The 15,342-nt window shown below is 43.1% G+C and carries 14 protein-coding genes and 1 pseudogene; 4 read left to right on the forward strand and 11 right to left on the reverse strand.

The features are described from left to right. Nucleotides 1–44: 44 nt before the first annotated feature. Both PENNN9_RS05770 and PENNN9_RS05775 read right to left on the reverse strand, forming a co-directional pair. A complete protein-coding gene (locus tag PENNN9_RS05770) occupies nucleotides 45–608 on the reverse strand; it encodes a hypoxanthine-guanine phosphoribosyltransferase (protein WP_058368765.1) in 564 nt (187 codons plus the stop codon). An 87-nt stretch (nucleotides 609–695) separates the two neighbouring features. Then, nucleotides 696–1,388: a hypothetical protein gene (locus PENNN9_RS05775; protein ID WP_058368766.1), complete on the reverse strand. Its 693-nt coding sequence runs from the start codon at nucleotides 1,386–1,388 to the stop codon at nucleotides 696–698. Nucleotides 1,389–1,699: 311 nt separating this feature from the next. On the opposite strand from PENNN9_RS05775, the gene PENNN9_RS05780 reads away from it, so the two are divergent. From PENNN9_RS05780 to PENNN9_RS05790, 3 genes are all read left to right on the forward strand, one after another. Continuing rightward, on the forward strand, nucleotides 1,700–3,379 hold the full coding sequence (locus tag PENNN9_RS05780) for a carbon starvation protein A (RefSeq protein ID WP_058368767.1): 1,680 nt from the start codon (nucleotides 1,700–1,702) through the stop codon (nucleotides 3,377–3,379). 152 nt (nucleotides 3,380–3,531) lie between these two features. Next, nucleotides 3,532–3,807 carry a cory-CC-star protein gene (locus PENNN9_RS05785; RefSeq protein WP_058368768.1) on the forward strand — a complete coding sequence of 92 codons (276 nt, stop codon included), beginning with the start codon at nucleotides 3,532–3,534 and terminating at the stop codon, nucleotides 3,805–3,807. A gap of 70 nt (nucleotides 3,808–3,877) precedes the next feature. Further along, on the forward strand, nucleotides 3,878–4,897 hold the full coding sequence (locus PENNN9_RS05790) for an ArsA family ATPase (protein ID WP_058368769.1): 1,020 nt from the start codon (nucleotides 3,878–3,880) through the stop codon (nucleotides 4,895–4,897). Here the strand turns inward: PENNN9_RS05790 and PENNN9_RS05795 are convergent. The 4 genes and pseudogenes from PENNN9_RS05795 to PENNN9_RS05810 form a co-directional block, all read right to left on the reverse strand. Next, a pseudogene (locus tag PENNN9_RS05795) lies at nucleotides 4,894–6,503 on the reverse strand (DUF3482 domain-containing protein). The gene PENNN9_RS05790 and the pseudogene PENNN9_RS05795 overlap by 4 nt on opposite strands. 111 nt (nucleotides 6,504–6,614) lie before the next feature. After that, nucleotides 6,615–6,812 carry a hypothetical protein gene (locus PENNN9_RS05800; RefSeq protein ID WP_058368770.1) on the reverse strand — a complete coding sequence of 66 codons (198 nt, stop codon included), beginning with the start codon at nucleotides 6,810–6,812 and terminating at the stop codon, nucleotides 6,615–6,617. 146 nt (nucleotides 6,813–6,958) lie between these two features. Then, nucleotides 6,959–7,936 (reverse strand): sterol desaturase family protein, encoded by a 978-nt coding sequence (locus PENNN9_RS05805; protein WP_058368771.1) that lies wholly within the window; start codon nucleotides 7,934–7,936, stop codon nucleotides 6,959–6,961. A gap of 223 nt (nucleotides 7,937–8,159) precedes the next feature. Next, nucleotides 8,160–9,536, reverse strand: a complete 1,377-nt coding sequence (locus tag PENNN9_RS05810) for a DUF2868 domain-containing protein (protein WP_058368772.1) — start codon at nucleotides 9,534–9,536, stop codon at nucleotides 8,160–8,162. A 302-nt stretch (nucleotides 9,537–9,838) separates the two neighbouring features. Here PENNN9_RS05810 and PENNN9_RS05815 point away from each other — a divergent pair, with 302 nt between their 5' ends. Then, nucleotides 9,839–10,615 carry an SDR family oxidoreductase gene (locus tag PENNN9_RS05815; RefSeq protein ID WP_058368773.1) on the forward strand — a complete coding sequence of 259 codons (777 nt, stop codon included), beginning with the start codon at nucleotides 9,839–9,841 and terminating at the stop codon, nucleotides 10,613–10,615. 32 nt (nucleotides 10,616–10,647) lie between these two features. Here PENNN9_RS05815 and PENNN9_RS05820 read toward each other — a convergent pair whose 3' ends face one another. From PENNN9_RS05820 to PENNN9_RS05835, 5 genes are all read right to left on the reverse strand, one after another. After that, complete coding sequence (locus PENNN9_RS05820; RefSeq protein ID WP_058368774.1) at nucleotides 10,648–12,168, reverse strand: bifunctional 2-methylcitrate dehydratase/aconitate hydratase; 1,521 nt, start codon at nucleotides 12,166–12,168, stop codon at nucleotides 10,648–10,650. Nucleotides 12,169–12,372: 204 nt separating this feature from the next. Further along, nucleotides 12,373–12,672 (reverse strand): GNAT family N-acetyltransferase, encoded by a 300-nt coding sequence (locus PENNN9_RS13045; protein ID WP_264752912.1) that lies wholly within the window; start codon nucleotides 12,670–12,672, stop codon nucleotides 12,373–12,375. Beyond that, nucleotides 12,656–12,982, reverse strand: coding sequence for a GNAT family N-acetyltransferase (locus tag PENNN9_RS13050; protein ID WP_227511743.1), 327 nt, complete (start codon nucleotides 12,980–12,982; stop codon nucleotides 12,656–12,658). The genes PENNN9_RS13045 and PENNN9_RS13050 overlap by 17 nt, the downstream gene beginning before the upstream one ends. Before the next feature lie 12 nt (nucleotides 12,983–12,994). After that, a complete protein-coding gene (locus PENNN9_RS05830; protein WP_058368775.1) occupies nucleotides 12,995–13,387 on the reverse strand; it encodes a hypothetical protein in 393 nt (130 codons plus the stop codon). A gap of 43 nt (nucleotides 13,388–13,430) precedes the next feature. Beyond that, complete coding sequence (locus PENNN9_RS05835) at nucleotides 13,431–15,308, reverse strand: ABC transporter ATP-binding protein (protein WP_058368776.1); 1,878 nt, start codon at nucleotides 15,306–15,308, stop codon at nucleotides 13,431–13,433. Between the last annotated feature and the right edge of the window lie 34 nt (nucleotides 15,309–15,342).

Here is a 15,342-nt window from a genome sequence, read left to right on the forward strand (position 1 = left end):
TCCAAATCGGATGCTTTTCTATACGGGATATTTAAAATTCGATATTATAGTTTGTCTTCTTTAATAGCGTAAATTCCTGGCAGATGACGCAAGTAACCATGAAAATCCATACCGCAGCCATAAACATAACGATCAGCGACATTAATACCGACAAAATCTACATCAAAATCGGCGACTTTTCGATCATGTTCTTTATTAAGTAGTACACAAGACTCGATAGAAAGTGGCTTTTCTTTACCTAGCTCTTCTACGATTGCTTTTAGAGTAATACCTTCGTCAAAAATATCATCAATTAGTAATACGTGTTCACCTTCAAGACTCACATCAGGCTTAAATTTCCAATCAAGATCGTTGGTACCTTCATTACTACGATAACGTGAGGCATGAATATAATGCATACGATGATAAAATGTTAGATGAGTCAGTAGTTGACCAGCTGGAATCAGTCCACCATTCATAACTACCATAACGATCGGATTTAGGCCAGCATAATGAAGATTGAGCTGGGCAGCAAGGCGCTCATAGGCGGCGGCTACTTCGATACTACTAATAAGGCACTCTGAGTTGCGCAGGGTTTTTTCAATTTCTTGGTTACTGATTTGGGTCATGAGTGGCGCCTTCAATGAAAAGTGCTGCTTATTTTAGCAAGTTTTCGCTATTTTTCCCAACGAGTTATCGTTTTAAAATACAATTTTTTATTTTTCCTGCTCGTTATTCGAGGAGACAATCATCTTTATAAGAAAAGGACGGTAAAAACGAGCCAAACGATTTAATCCAGCATCGGGTAGCTGCGGCAATAGTTTATTTAGGGCCATACCCATACCCTTATCAATACCTGCTTTGGCGACCGGTATAGAATTGCGTTTAATCATGCCAAGCTTAAGCGTTTCAGTAAATCGAGTAATAAAATGCGTAAGCGCTTCTTCATTCATGGTTTCAAGAGCTGTTTTAAATCTGTCTTTATCGACATTGTCAGGCGTAATCGCATCAAACCCGTCTATGATAGTATCTGCAGAAGATTTCGGTAATTCAAAACCAATACGGCGAGTACCTTCATTATCTATAAACATCGTCTGATCTTTTAAAAAGTTAAAACTTGGTAGGACATTCTTGTTTTCGTCTTTACCAAGTAGGACGTTGAGTAGTGTCTCTGTCGCGCGTTCGATAGTATTTACAATTTTGCGCATCGCTACTTGGCGGTCAGGGTTTGGAATGACATCTATCAAGCTAACCAATAAGTTGTCGTTTAGCTCGCGCGCAATTTGCTGGGTGAGATCATTGCGATAGGGATAATAAGCTATTTTTTCGCCTGATATGATGATACGCTCAGCCTCATTAATCATGTTGTTTAATTTATCTGATGGTACAAATCCAAAGTAGTATGTCATTTTATTCCTCTTGAGTGTTTTATCATATCCAGCGTCAGTATAATCAAATATTTATATGAGAACATCTTAAACCAATAAAATAACGCCATAACGTTTGTATGCAACTGTAGCGAAAGTGAAGTATGGCCTGCATTTTAACAACTATCACTGCCTAAACTGTATTAAGACTACGTTTATACTACTGTGTAACAAATATACTAATCGTTACACTTTAGGTCGGACAGGCTTAATTAGGATTAAGAACCATAAGATCAAAAAAGGTAGGGGGATATGCAATTTGCATCCTCCTACCTTATCTAGGGAGAGATAAAATGAATAGTGCTATTGTATTGATATTTGGAATCGCTGCAATGCTTTGCGGCTATGTGTTTTATTCGAAATTTATCGCGACCAAGATCTTGGCGTTAGATAATAGTCGTCCCACGCCAGCCCATACGATGAAAGATGGGATAGATTATGTACCTACCAATAAATATGTACTATGGGGACATCACTTCACCTCTGTCGCAGGTGCAGCACCTATCATCGGTCCTGCCATCGCAGTTATTTGGGGCTGGGTACCAGCTGTGCTTTGGGTCGTGTTTGGGACGATATTTATGGCTGGTGTTCATGATATGTCGGCCATTTGGGCAAGTATGCGTAATCGTGGTCAGTCTATCGGCTCTATCGCTGGTACGGTCATGGGTACACGCGTACGCAGTCTGATGATGGTTGTGATATTTTTACTGTTGCTAATGGTTAATGCCGTATTTGGTGTGGCTATTGCCAATATGCTCATAAAAACACCGTCAGCTGTCTTGCCAGTGTGGGGAGCACTAGTTGTCGCATTTATTATTGGGCAATGTATCTATCGCTATCAGATGAGCTTGGGCTGGGTTTCGGTAATTGGGGTTGTTGCACTATACACCCTTATCTATCTCGGTCCTATGTTCCCAATCGTATTACCTGAGACTGTGTTTGGACTGCCAGACAATGCCGTTTGGATTATCATTTTATTTAGCTATGCTGCCATTGCTTCGTTATTACCCGTATGGATGCTATTACAGCCCCGTGATTATATTAATGGATTGCAATTATTTGTGGGTTTGATTCTATTGTATGCGGCTATCTTTATTTCAACACCTAATATTGTCGCGCCAGCAGTCAATACCGATCTACCGATGGGTACCCCGTCAATCATGCCATTACTCTTTGTGACTATCGCTTGTGGTGCTATTTCAGGATTTCATGGCTTGGTCGCGACAGGGACGACCTCTAAGCAAATCGACAAGGAAGAAGACGCGCGTTTTGTGGGTTACTTTGGCGCACTTGGCGAAGGCATGCTGGCATTAGGGGCTATTCTTGCTGCCACCGCAGGTTTTGCGACCTTTGGTGATTGGCAAGCAGTTTATCAAAAATTCGGTGACGGCTCGGTTGGGGCATTCATTGATGGCGGCGCGGCTATACTTAATGCCGGTGTCGGTATAGATATAGTATTGTCACAGACGATGCTTACGGTAATGGCAGCATTATTTGCTGGTACGACAATGGATACTGGCGTTCGTCTTCAGCGCTACATTTTCCAAGAATTTGGTGAGTTTTATAACCTTCCTATTTTGAATAAAAGTGTGGTCGCTACCTTGCTAGCAGTCGGATCCTGTCTATTATTAGCATTTGGTGCGGGCGGTATTGGTGGTGAAGGCGGCATGATTATTTGGCCACTATTTGGTACCACTAACCAATTGATGGCAGCATTAACGCTCATGATCGTAACCGTTATCTTGTTACGTAATGGAAAGGCGGTTTGGTACACTTTAGCGCCACTGTCGTTCTTACTAGTAATGACGGTTTTTGCATTGTTAATCCAGCTCAAAACCTTCTATACCGATGGCAATTGGTTGCTCATTATCATGGATATCATTATTATGGTTGCAACGATTTTGGTTACTTTTGAGAGCTTTTCGGTACTGCGCCGTGAGTGGTCGCAGCATAAAGGTAAAAATGAGACTTAATTAAATCAAATATTTGAGCAGAACAAAAACGCTAGCAATTGCTGGCGTTTTTATGTTCTGAGATATTGTATTGTAGGTTGTGGTTGGCGCAGCGTAACCCACCACTTAATGATATTATCTAATAAGTGAGTTCTTAAAATTAAGGCAAAACTATGGGTGACATAAAAAACGACCAGCCTTTGTGGCAAAGATTCCTAGCAGGACTTAATGAGTTCTACCATGCACCATATCGGCAAACAATGGCACGCGCTGCACGCGATGAAGAAGACTTGTTTATGCTAATGATGTTTGCGGAGAGCCTCGGCATTGATAACCCAGCCAGCTTTTATACGCTTGAGCTGCAACCACTGTTTTTAGAAAACTTCCATGAATGGCATACACGAATGGGTATGGAGAAGTGTCCCTTTGACCATGTTGGTTGTTGCTAGTTGGGTGACTAATTAGATTGTCAGAAATAACTATAAGCAAAAAAATACGAACAGAAAATGGGAAAGAATTATGGCCTTACAACCTTTAACAGCATTGGTCACCCAGCTAGCTGCTCAACCGATTATATTTGTTGGTGGTAAAGGTGGTGTTGGTAAAACAACGACAGCCGCCGCACTTGCCAGCCATTACGCGACTCAGCAAAAAAAGACGCTCATTATCTCGACTGATCCAGCGCATAGCTTGGGCGATGTATTAAATGTAGCGCTCAGTAATGAGAAGACAGCAGTCACTCCTTATCTTGATGCGCTTGAGCTCAATCCAGATATTATCGTTGATAACCATTTTGCGCAGGTCGAACGTACCATTAAAGGTTATGCCAATCCTGACATGATGCCCAAGATTCGTGAGCATCTACGTCTGTCAAAATCTGCACCAGGAGCACAAGAGGCGGCCATGCTCGAGTCAATGTGTCAGCATTTGGTGGCGGCAGCGGATGTTGACGCGGATAAAAGGTACGAGCATATCATTTTTGATACCGCTCCAACTGGGCATACCTTGCGTTTATTAGTATTGCCAGAGATGATGGGAGCGTGGACGGATGGATTGTTAGCCCAGCAGCGGCGGCAGTCTAAGTTACGCTCGGCGGCAACAAATTTGGATTTAGATAGCAATGACAATAACAAAGACAACGTCTCAAATCCCTTTGCCAAGCAAAAACCAGATCGCTGGGAGCAGGCAGTATCCGTCCTAGAAAAACGCAAGCAGCTGTTCCGTGAAGCAGGGTTGCTACTACATGATCGTAAGCAAGCGGCGATTGTATTGGTGATGACTGCTGATGTACTGCCATTAGCTGAAACGAAGCGTGCCATCGGGCAGTTAGAAGAAACCAAACTCACGCCAGCGGCAATCGTGGTCAATCAGCTGATAACGCCTACGCAAACCGATGAGTTTTGGCGTACACGTGCGGATAGACAACAAGGATTGATGAAAGGGATAGAAAGTAATTTCACAGACTATCCAATCTATCCCATTTATTTACAGCAGACAGACGTACGTGGTAGTGAAGCATTAAGTGCGCTATTGACCTAGTTCATTTGCAAGTTATCCGCACTGCGCGCTTGCAATTTAGTTGAAAGTGACCATGCAGCATCCATACGCAAACTTTGTGCCTGCTCAGACTTGCCACTACTGAGTGATGACCATTGCGGCTTGCCACGGGCTTTTTTTTAGCTCACTTGGTAGTTTGTGGGTCGGCCAAGGGGTAACCGGGTTGCTTTCATCATCAATCAGTTCATCATCGTTATCAGTTGTTATTTTCTCTTTTGCATACAGGAGCTGCGTCGCATCAGTGGCAGCATGACCGCGATGACGCACAGCAACTAGTAAGTCCATAGCACGGGTAGCAAGGAGGGTTAGGGTAGCGGGGTCAATGTACAAACGCTTCACACCGGATAGCTTGTCCGCGATACTACCCGTATTAGATAATAGCCCACCTGCTATACCACCTATCGCAGCACCCAATCCTAAAGTCGTACCCAACGCTGCCGCATCAATACCCAATCCCAATAACGCGCCAGCCGCCGCACCAGAAGTCGTACGAATACCATAACTTTTAAGCAACTCAGGATCAAAGGGGTCTTGTTGATAAGCTTGCAACTCAAGTGGGGTCGCTGCCACAGCATTATCGTAAAATTTATAAAGATTTAATAACTTATTCTGCATGCTACGCTCGCTTTGGCGAACGGCTTCTTGCATCTGCTGCAACACAGGCATCGGGTCATCATCTTCATTAATTTCTTGGACGAAGGCGGCGACATTTAATAAAAAATCCGCAATGATGATATTGGCCTCATCGTACAGACGTGCCCAATTTTCAGTCCGGCGTTGCATCAATTGCTCAAGCATTTCAGCATGGGTGAGCATGGTGGCTAAATTCTGCCAAAGTCGCATTTCATCGGCAAATTCAAAAGCCACAGAATCAAAACGGGTGGATATATGCAAATTACGCCGTGCCAGCATGGTTTGCCATTCATCAATATTAGCCTCTTGGCTATCAGTAAAGTTAAATACGGGCATAACCGGAATCGCTGCCCACGACAAAACGGTTAACTCATCTTTATATTTACCAAGCACAGGCTCACGCGCATCGACCACATAAATGGCCATATCACTTGCCAGCAGCTGGCGAATAACTTTAGCCTCTTGGCTATAATCCTCACTGCTACCTAACGCATCGTCACTTTGTGCAATGTCTGCTGCCAAAAATTGCTGTAAGCGCTCAATTCCATCGCGGCGACTGGCAGTATTGTCCTCGAGCCAATCCATCAGACCAGACGCATCTTCCAAACCCGGTGTATCGTATAAGGTGACCAGCACTTCACCTGTTTGACTATCCGTTAGTTGAGCGCGTTCCACATGACGAGTAGTCGCCGCCTCATTTTTTTACTTCACCAAAATAGACATCACGCAGTAAGGTGCGCAGTATGGAGGTCTTACCTGTATTGGTATGACCAACGACGGCCAATTTTAATGGCTCGTCACTGGCGATTGTGGTTTTACTGGTTGTTTTAGTAGCGTCTTCAGTTGGTGACGTTGATAAAATCGATGAATTGGTTAGGCTGCTATCCGTAGTAGACTGTCCAGTATTACTCACATTCTGCTCTTTACTGATATCAATAGGAGGCGTACCCTCAATAGGTTTGCTAGACGAATTAGACGCATCATAAGCCTTGTCCGCAAAAAGGCTCTTCGTCTGACTGTCAGAATTATTATTGTTATTATTCATGATAGGATCTTATGTTGAATATTATTGGTCGATTGCGGCTTTCAGTTGTCGGATAACAGCACTTAATAACATCTCATCAATCTCAGTTAGCTCATTTAATCCGTAATCATACGTTTTTAAGATCATCGCTTTTTGATCTCGAGTAAGATGCACGGATATATCACCATCTTTTATTATTCCTCGATAATCTTCTAGCGTTACTTTCTTATCATTTTTCATGTCCAACCTCCTCTTAACTGTCGATTTGGCAAATACTGTATAAAAAAACACTCTTTTTCATACAGATATATCCTCATCTATAAGCCATTGTAACCAAACGCTCTTATATGGTCTATATACGCGATGTTATTGCTAATCAGTCAATTTTAAATGGCACTAGGTGGACGAAACAAGACTTTAAGCTTGTTCTTTAACCCTTTAGCCCGAAAGAGACGTTGCCACATACGGTAAAAGACGCCAAATATTAGGCTGATAATATTATCGTGACTGGTCACGCCTACTGCGCCATATTTCACTGGGTTATTAACCGTATCTTCTTCCACATATGTGCCAAACCAACGATCAAAAAGAATGATAACGCCACCATAGTTTTGGTCGATATAGTCGCTATTGGTACCATGATGCGCACGGTGATTGGAGGGAGTATCAAAAATATATTCAATCCATCTAGGGAATTTACCGACGGTTTCAGTATGAATAAAGAATTGATAAATCAGATCAAGTGCGTAGAAGAAGAAAACCCAAACTGGATGGACGCCAAGTAGCATCAGCGGGACAAAGAACAACCACCAACCTGTAACTGAGTACAATAAACTTTGGCGCATAGCCGTTGATAAGTTCATTTGATCGTCAGAATGATGTACCACATGCGCCGACCAAAACCAATTGACTCGATGTGAGCTACGATGAAACCAGTAATAGCAGAACTCGACCGCAATAAATATAGGGATTGCCGTCAACCATGTGACTTCAATGGTAAACAAGCGATATTGATACAACCACAAGCAAATAGGCAGCACGACAAGTACTTGTATGACCAGCTCAAAACCTAAATAAGAGCCGCCTAAGCTAAAGTTGGTCATGGCACGACGCCAACCAAAGGCAGAACCACGCCCACGCTTAGATTGATAAAACCATTCCGCTAAAAACAGTAAGAAAAACGGTCCACCTGCCAGCGGCAATAGCCACTCTTGCCAATGTGCAGGTAAGATACTCGCCAGCATGGGCTGCCAAGACTCAGGTGCGATGGCTAAGATACTCTGATTGAGTGTCTCTTTGTAAGCATCTAAGGTCTGCCCGTACTTGCCTAAACTTATTAGACCGTTACTATTATTATCTGTCATTGCCATAACATCCTACCGCACATCTGCCATTTTGGTCATCCTTGACTCTTTAATATAAGCTTGACGCCTTATAAAAGCAGCATTGCTTGTGAACGCATGCGTCATCTACAGTAGTCTTATACAAAATGGTAAAGGGCTGCTGGTATGGATTTTTTGCAGTATCTATCTGCGCAGGCACAGTAAGCCAGAAAAGTTTATACCAGTAGCACCTCATAATGAACCACTATGAAAGACTCTCTACCAAGCCAATATTACGTGCGGCTAATGCCGTTTGCCATTGTTGATAACGGATAGCCTGAGGCGATTTTGGATTAGTAGCCGCTACAAGTTTTGATGTCTTATTATTGTTTAATAATTGAACGATGAGACCATGTTTTGCATGAGTAGCAATGCGGTCAAGCTTACGCAGGGTGCCGCGATCTGGCAATGCCTGACTATGAATACCTAGCAATACTTGTACTGGATTTTTATCTAAATAAGTCGTTAGGCGCTCCATATCATCACGGTCATCAACGATACCGAAATTTTCAACCTCACTATCACTATTAGTATCGTTAAGACCTATCTGCCACCAGTTATCCTGCTCTGATGGATACTCAAGTAGTGCAACTAGTTTTTTGCCAGCACTAACGCTCGCCTTTGGTGCTACCGGTGCTGGTGCTTCATTGAAATCATCAGCATCTACTACTTGACGCTGCCAAAAGTTAATAATCTTTTGATAATAGGGGAGCTTGATATCCAAGCGCATTTTTTTGCGGCGAAACATTAGCGCACAAAATGCCCAAGCGATCGCACGTGGGACGATACCATACATAATGAGGCTACCAATTAACAAGCTTGCCCATTGCCGCGCGACAGATAATGGCATGGTATCTGTTACGAGTCGGCTCTGCACAATAGCAGCATTGTCCGGCACATCGAAGCCAACCATACTTGGTAGCCAGCCAAGCACTTGGGTTAAGCTAATCAGCGCCTGATCTGATAATAACGTCGACTCCCAGCTAAAACTATACTGACGCACAATTAATAAAAAAATAATCGCAAACATCATTCCTGTCAACGTTGCCAGCCACAATTGATGACTGAAGCGACCTAGATACCAACGCATACCGCTGTGCTGCAATTGACGCTCGTACAATTCGACTGCCGCCTTAGTGACATCGTCCTTACCACGTATCAGATAGCTGGGACTGACAAAGTTTGCAAACCAACTAGGAGACTGACGACCTTGATTAATCAGTGTCATAACCAGCCAGCCACCCAGCATCAGTGTATGAAAACCCAGCAGGCAAACCAACACATAGAAAAAATTGACCACGTTGGTCTGCAATAAGGTAAATAAACCCAAAAATCCTGATACGCACCAGACAATGCTCATGACCATCATGATGCCTTTGATACGGCCGTCGATTTTCCCTAGCACCCGTGCAAGATTGCCATTGCTGTCGATACGCGAAGCTCGACGATGTAGCTTTTGAATAGGCTTACCGTCTTCTACCTGTAGTTTTTCGGTCACCAATAAAGGATCAGTTGTGAAGACATGCTGCTCGGTCTCAAGCGTACGTACCAGCTCAGTTAATTGGTCTTGTGGTGATAGCATGATGGGGAGATATCCGTGTCAGTAAAACAAATATTAGGTCTTGCAGATAGAATAATGATTCAAGCGTATTGTAGCGCATTTGGCAAGATTATTATTTAGCATTAACCAGACTTAATCCATGCGTCTTTGATCAAAAATAGATAATATCTGTGCCTTGGAATATATCGAACTTGGCCTGTGCTTAGCTATTAATAAATTTTCTATAATTATCTGCCATGCATTGTGCTATTTTAAAGTCAGCAATAGCGTTCGTCCTAATTGACGTTAAAGAAGAATATTGAAATTGCAAAGGAAGGTGCCATATGGACAATAAAATCTATCTTATCATCGGTGGGACTGGCGGCATTGGTCAAGCGATGGTTGAGCAGCTGGTACAAGCGACTGCTAGTGAGCAAGGCAACAAAGACGACGATAGCACTCGCATTAAGGTCTTCGCCACTTACCATAAAAGCGTTCCTAACTTTGAAGCGGATAATCTGCACTGGCTACAAATGGATGTCAGCGATGAGAGCAGCATCAAACAAGCCGCTGACAATATTAAGCAGCAGAGCACGCATCTTGATTGGGTGATTAACTGTGTGGGGCTGCTACATACTGAAAAATCACAGCCCGAGAAAGCACTCCGACAAGTTGAAACGGAATTTTTCTTACAAAATATGCAAATCAACGCGTTAGCAGGGTTACTGATAGCCAAGCATATCAGACCGCTACTTGCTAAATCCAAGCGTAGTACTGATAAACCTGCGATTTTCTCGACCATATCAGCGCGTGTGGGCAGTATTAGTGATAATAGGCTTGGCGGTTGGTACAGCTATAGAATGAGTAAGGCTGCGCTAAATATGGGTATGAAAAACCTAAGCATAGAATGGGGACGCTCATTAAAAGACGTCTGTATAGTGGTCATGCAGCCGGGGACAGTTAACACGCAATTGTCGGCACCATTTCAAAGTAATGTCGCAGATGGGCGGTTATTCTCGCCAGCCTATAGTGCAGAATGTCTATTGGAGGTGCTGTCAAACATGACTGCTGCCCAATCTGGGAGTTTTGTCGACTGGGCAGGGGAGTCAATTCCTTGGTAAAGTAGGACTTGAAAAAGTCAATTAATCATCGTCTAATTAATGACAAATAAGTCCATAAACTCATTGACAAATAAGTCCATAAACTCATTGACAGGCGTTTGCTCTAATTGAGCTTGGTCATCGCATAGCGCAACAATCTCGTCACACCGACTCTCGATAAAACGGGTAGCCAGACTGGCTCGAAACTTTGCTTCTAACACAGGGATGCCTTCTTCACGGCGGCGTTTGTGACCGATCGGGTATTCCACAGCGACTTTATCGGTACTGGTGCCATCTTTAAAAAATATTTGAATAGCATTGGCAATAGAGCGTTTGCTTGGGTCATGATAGTCTGCTGAGTAGCGCGCGTCTTCTTCTACCACCATTTTGCTACGCAGCTCATCGATGGATAGATGTTGCTCATGATAGTCGTCTTCATAGTTTTCTGCCATGAGATCGCCGGTTAGTAAAGGAACGGCAACCATATATTGCAGGCAGTGATCACGATCGGCAGGATTGGCAAGTGCGCCTTCTTTTGAGATAATTCGAATCGCCGAGTCATGCGTGGTCAGGACGATTTTTTCAATATCATTAATTCTATCTTCGATGCGTGGATGCAGGATGACTGCTGCTTCACAGGCGGTTTGTGCATGGAATTCAGCGGGGAAGCTTATCTTAAATAAAATGTTTTCCATCACATAAGTGCCAAAGTCACGCTGGAATCTAAAGCGACGCTCATCTTCAGGCTTGAGCGCGAGATCTTTATTGGTATGACTAAATAATACATCATAAAATCCCCATTGCGGCGCAGTTAACGCACCAGGGATACCCATCTCACCGCGACGCGTGATATCGACCAAACGTACAGCACGGCTGGTTGCGTCACCTGCCGCCCATGACTTACGGCTACCAGCATTGGGTGCATGACGATAGGTACGTAGCGCTTGACCATCGACAAGGGCTTGGGAGATAGCCGCCATAATACGCTCGCGTGGTAGGTCATATAACTTGGCAACGACAGCGGTTGATGCGAGTTTGACTAAGAATACATGGTCAAGACCCACGCGGTTAAATGAGTTTTCAAGCGCCATGACGCCTTGAATTTCATGCGCCATAATCATGGCTTCAAGCACATCTTTCATGGTAAGCGCTGCGCGACCTTTACTGACGTTTTGCTGACTAATATAGTCGGCTACTGCCAAGATACTGCCTAAGTTGTCTGAGGGGTGGCCCCATTCAGCGGCAAGCCACGTATCATTATAGTCAAGCCAGCGCACCATACAGCCAATATCAAAAGCAGCTTTGATGGGGTCAAGCCTGTGGGAAGTGCCAGGGACGCGCGCGCCATTAGGCGTTATCTGATCGATGCATTCAGGCCCTAGATGCTTGGTACATTCAGGAAAACGTAGTGCGAGCAGGCCACAGCCTAGCGTATCCATTAGACAGTGGCGTGCAGTCGTCCAAGCATCGGCGCTATTTGGAGAGTCGTCGATAGAGTAGTTGAGAACATAATCGGCTATTTTTTGAATCTCGTCATCATATTCTGGACGGACATTGCTTTCTACATTAGACATAGTCGTTACCTCTTCCTTGAGTCAGATGATTTTTTGACTATTAACCGTTTATCAGTATCTTCAGTTTTACAATCATAGTCATGACTCAAAAGTAGCACAATCAATATAGAACAACAGTGAAGTCGTGTAAAAGAACTTTATCGTTTGAGGCTTTATACGTAAGATCTCATGATTGCGTCAATTTTATCACATCAAGTCAGCCGCTTAAGTCATCAAGTAGATTAAGCCTGCGATGAACAAAAGGCTCAATACTAAAAGCAAAAAACTCAACAATTTGGTGACAAACCCTGAGCTTTCAGAGCCAGCTGATTTCTGAGATTTTGCTTTACCCTTTTTTAAAATGGGTAAGACCATGGTGATATGTTCGATATTGTCTTCAAGATACACAGGGCCTTCAGGGACAAACCCCAATGATTCATAAAAGCTAAGCAAATAGGTCTGTGCTGAGATAATAATTGGTTTTTTGTCGTACTTTTTACGGCAATACTTAATGGCATGCGTCATGATTTGTCGTGCCAAGCCATAGCCTCGATGATCGCTTAATACCAATACCCTTCCGATGGAAGGCATTGAGTAGGCTGAGTTTTTCTAAAGATTTTTTGGGATTAAATTTAGGTCCAATGATGCGACAATAACCGACCAGCGCTTCATCTTTATGAGCGATCAGATGCAAGCAATCAAAGTCTACCTCATCCATATCTTGGTAAGCACAGTGTTGCTCGACAACGAATACTTGCGAGCGGGCCTTTAAAATATGATAGAGGTCAACTGAGGTCAGCTCATCAAAGGTTTTTATAGAAAATTCACAGGTCATAACTTATGGTTCTTAACGTTTCAGACGTTTTTGATTTACTTGTACGGTCTTTGCATAAGGACTAATGCCCTTATCCAAGATTTTAATCGTTTCTTCATCGATGTCATTATCGAAGTTATTAAAAGCATTGTGATGTCCCAACATAAAGCTTTGACAATTGCTTAGCCACTTATTGAATAATAACGATTGTGAGGACAGAATTTGTAAATTTATATCACTCATAGAATCTACAAAAGCTTTTTGCTTTTCTTCAACCATAGAAAGTATTTCTGTCTGTTGCAGTTTGGGGTTCATAGGAGAGGTGGCAAGCATCCACATTCTAGAGGCCATGATTTGTGGCACAGCGACACACATCATCACGGTTTTTTGTTGAAGCTTTATTGCACTTACTGAATTCGTTAGCATTTTTTTCTCAATATACTTTAAAATAATCTAACATTATATAGACTTAACCCTGTAGTGTTTGACTAATTTTGTCCAAGTTTAAACTATCCGACATGGCACTAAATATCTCGTAATACTTACCACCTTTATCATACAGCGCTTCATGCGTCCCAGTCTCAACCACTTGGCCGTTTTCTATCACCACCAAATCATCGGCGTCAATAATCTGTGCGATATTGTGCGAGACCATAATCACCGTACGGTCTTTTTTGATAAGATCCAAGCTTTTTTTGACCTGTTGACCCAAGCTTTTTTTGACCTGTTGACTGGCGATCGCATCCAGGCTGGCGGTTGGTTCATCTAAGAACACAATCGGTGGATCTTTTAGAAACATACGTGCCAGCGCAATACGCTGCTGCTGACCACCCGATAGAGATTTGGCCGTACTCTCATAACCGTCTGCAAGTTTAATGACTTGCTCATGAATTGAGGCTTTTTTGGCTGCGACTATAATGTCATCCATAGTGGCATTCATATTGCCATAACGAATGTTTTCACTAATAGTGCCTGAGAATATATGGTTGCTTTGTAACACCAAACCAATACGCTGGCGCAGCTCATGCGTATCACAGTCTTTTAGGTCATGACCATCTAGCAATATCTTGCCTGAATCTGGCTCATAAAATTTTACCAATAAGCTGATGATAGTACTCTTACCTGCACCAGAGAGACCTACCAGCGCAGTAATGCGATTGGGGCGGATGTCGAAGCTGACATCCTTTAGCGCCTGTGTGCCGTTAGGATAAGTAAAGTCAACGTTTTTAAGCTTTATATGACCTTTTAAGTCTTTGGTGCTCATACCTGTGACATTTTCAACTTGTTTGTCATCCTCTAGTATCTCAAAAAATCCTTCTGCATAAGTGAGCGCGTTATTGATCTGATCATAAATGCGATGCAATTGACGGATAGGGGCAGCGACGTTCTGAAACAGCAGTACATGAAACAAGACCATGCCGATAGTCATCTGACCTTGCAATACAAAATAAGATGTCAGTAAAATAATGACCACTACGCCAATCTGCTCAATAAAAGTCTTAATCGCATCATAGATAAAGCCAATACTGCGAATACGCAGCTGATTATCGGTCATATCTTTTTGAATTTTTAGGTGTTTTTGGGCTTCAATAGGTTCACGGACAAAGGATTTGACCACGCTAATTGAATTGATAAGCGAGATAACCAACCCGCTTTTGGCCTCTCGAAAGCTGCGCATCTGTCTACGAAAACCTTGTAGACGTTTGGCTTGTTTTTGACTGATAAAGAAATAAATGGGGATAATAACCAGCCCAACCAAACCAATCCATACATTGGTCAAAAACATAATAATCAGCGAGACGATGGCACTAGCAAACAGCGGCAACATGTCGATAAAAAAGTTTTGCACCAAGCTTGTCAGGCTGCTCACGCCCCAATCAATACGAGTTTGTAGTTTACCGCTATCGTTTTCACTACTGGTATAAAACGCCATGCGATAAGTCAAAATGCGCTCGATAATCTTTTGTGATAAATCACGCGATAGATTGATGCGAATCTTCTCGCCAAAAAAACGCTGCCCGAATGAGATAAATATTGACAGTATCTCTTTGGTCAGTAGTACCGCACTGATAATGCCAAGCATACGCAGACCTGCCTGCCAAGGCTCAGCGAGGGTCGCAATCTCAGTCAAAGTGTCGACAGCATAACGCAGCACAAAGGCATTGACTTGTGCGGTGAACGAACCAAGTACGGTCAAGATCAGCGTGGCTGCGATAAGTAAGCGATAAGGCCTTGCGAATACCGCCAGTTTTTTGAGAATATCCCATAGTAACGCCCGCCGCTCCCTTTTTTTGATAGGAGGCTTATTATCTAAAGGAACACGGCGTGACTGGGGACGGATTGTCATAAAAACTTAGCTCATTGATTTGAATATTTCACTA

Origin of the sequence: Psychrobacter sp. ENNN9_III (assembly GCF_001462175.1) — a bacterium.
In the GTDB taxonomy this organism is placed as follows: Bacteria; Pseudomonadota; Gammaproteobacteria; order Pseudomonadales; family Moraxellaceae; genus Psychrobacter.

Bases quoted from the DNA above. Each gene is read 5' to 3' on its own strand.
- PENNN9_RS05770 (WP_058368765.1), bottom strand. From the start codon at position 608: ATGACCCAAATCAGTAACCAAGAAATTGAAAAAACCCTGCGCAACTCA.
- PENNN9_RS05775 (WP_058368766.1), bottom strand. From the start codon at position 1,388: ATGACATACTACTTTGGATTTGTACCATCAGATAAATTAAACAACATG.
- PENNN9_RS05780 (WP_058368767.1), top strand. From the start codon at position 1,700: ATGAATAGTGCTATTGTATTGATATTTGGAATCGCTGCAATGCTTTGC.
- PENNN9_RS05785 (WP_058368768.1), top strand. From the start codon at position 3,532: ATGGGTGACATAAAAAACGACCAGCCTTTGTGGCAAAGATTCCTAGCA.
- PENNN9_RS05790 (WP_058368769.1), top strand. From the start codon at position 3,878: ATGGCCTTACAACCTTTAACAGCATTGGTCACCCAGCTAGCTGCTCAA.
- PENNN9_RS05800 (WP_058368770.1), bottom strand. From the start codon at position 6,812: ATGAAAAATGATAAGAAAGTAACGCTAGAAGATTATCGAGGAATAATA.
- PENNN9_RS05805 (WP_058368771.1), bottom strand. From the start codon at position 7,936: ATGACAGATAATAATAGTAACGGTCTAATAAGTTTAGGCAAGTACGGG.
- PENNN9_RS05810 (WP_058368772.1), bottom strand. From the start codon at position 9,536: ATGCTATCACCACAAGACCAATTAACTGAGCTGGTACGTACGCTTGAG.
- PENNN9_RS05815 (WP_058368773.1), top strand. From the start codon at position 9,839: ATGGACAATAAAATCTATCTTATCATCGGTGGGACTGGCGGCATTGGT.
- PENNN9_RS05820 (WP_058368774.1), bottom strand. From the start codon at position 12,168: ATGTCTAATGTAGAAAGCAATGTCCGTCCAGAATATGATGACGAGATT.
- PENNN9_RS13045 (WP_264752912.1), bottom strand. From the start codon at position 12,672: ATGACGCATGCCATTAAGTATTGCCGTAAAAAGTACGACAAAAAACCA.
- PENNN9_RS13050 (WP_227511743.1), bottom strand. From the start codon at position 12,982: ATGACCTGTGAATTTTCTATAAAAACCTTTGATGAGCTGACCTCAGTT.
- PENNN9_RS05830 (WP_058368775.1), bottom strand. From the start codon at position 13,387: ATGCTAACGAATTCAGTAAGTGCAATAAAGCTTCAACAAAAAACCGTG.
- PENNN9_RS05835 (WP_058368776.1), bottom strand. From the start codon at position 15,308: ATGACAATCCGTCCCCAGTCACGCCGTGTTCCTTTAGATAATAAGCCT.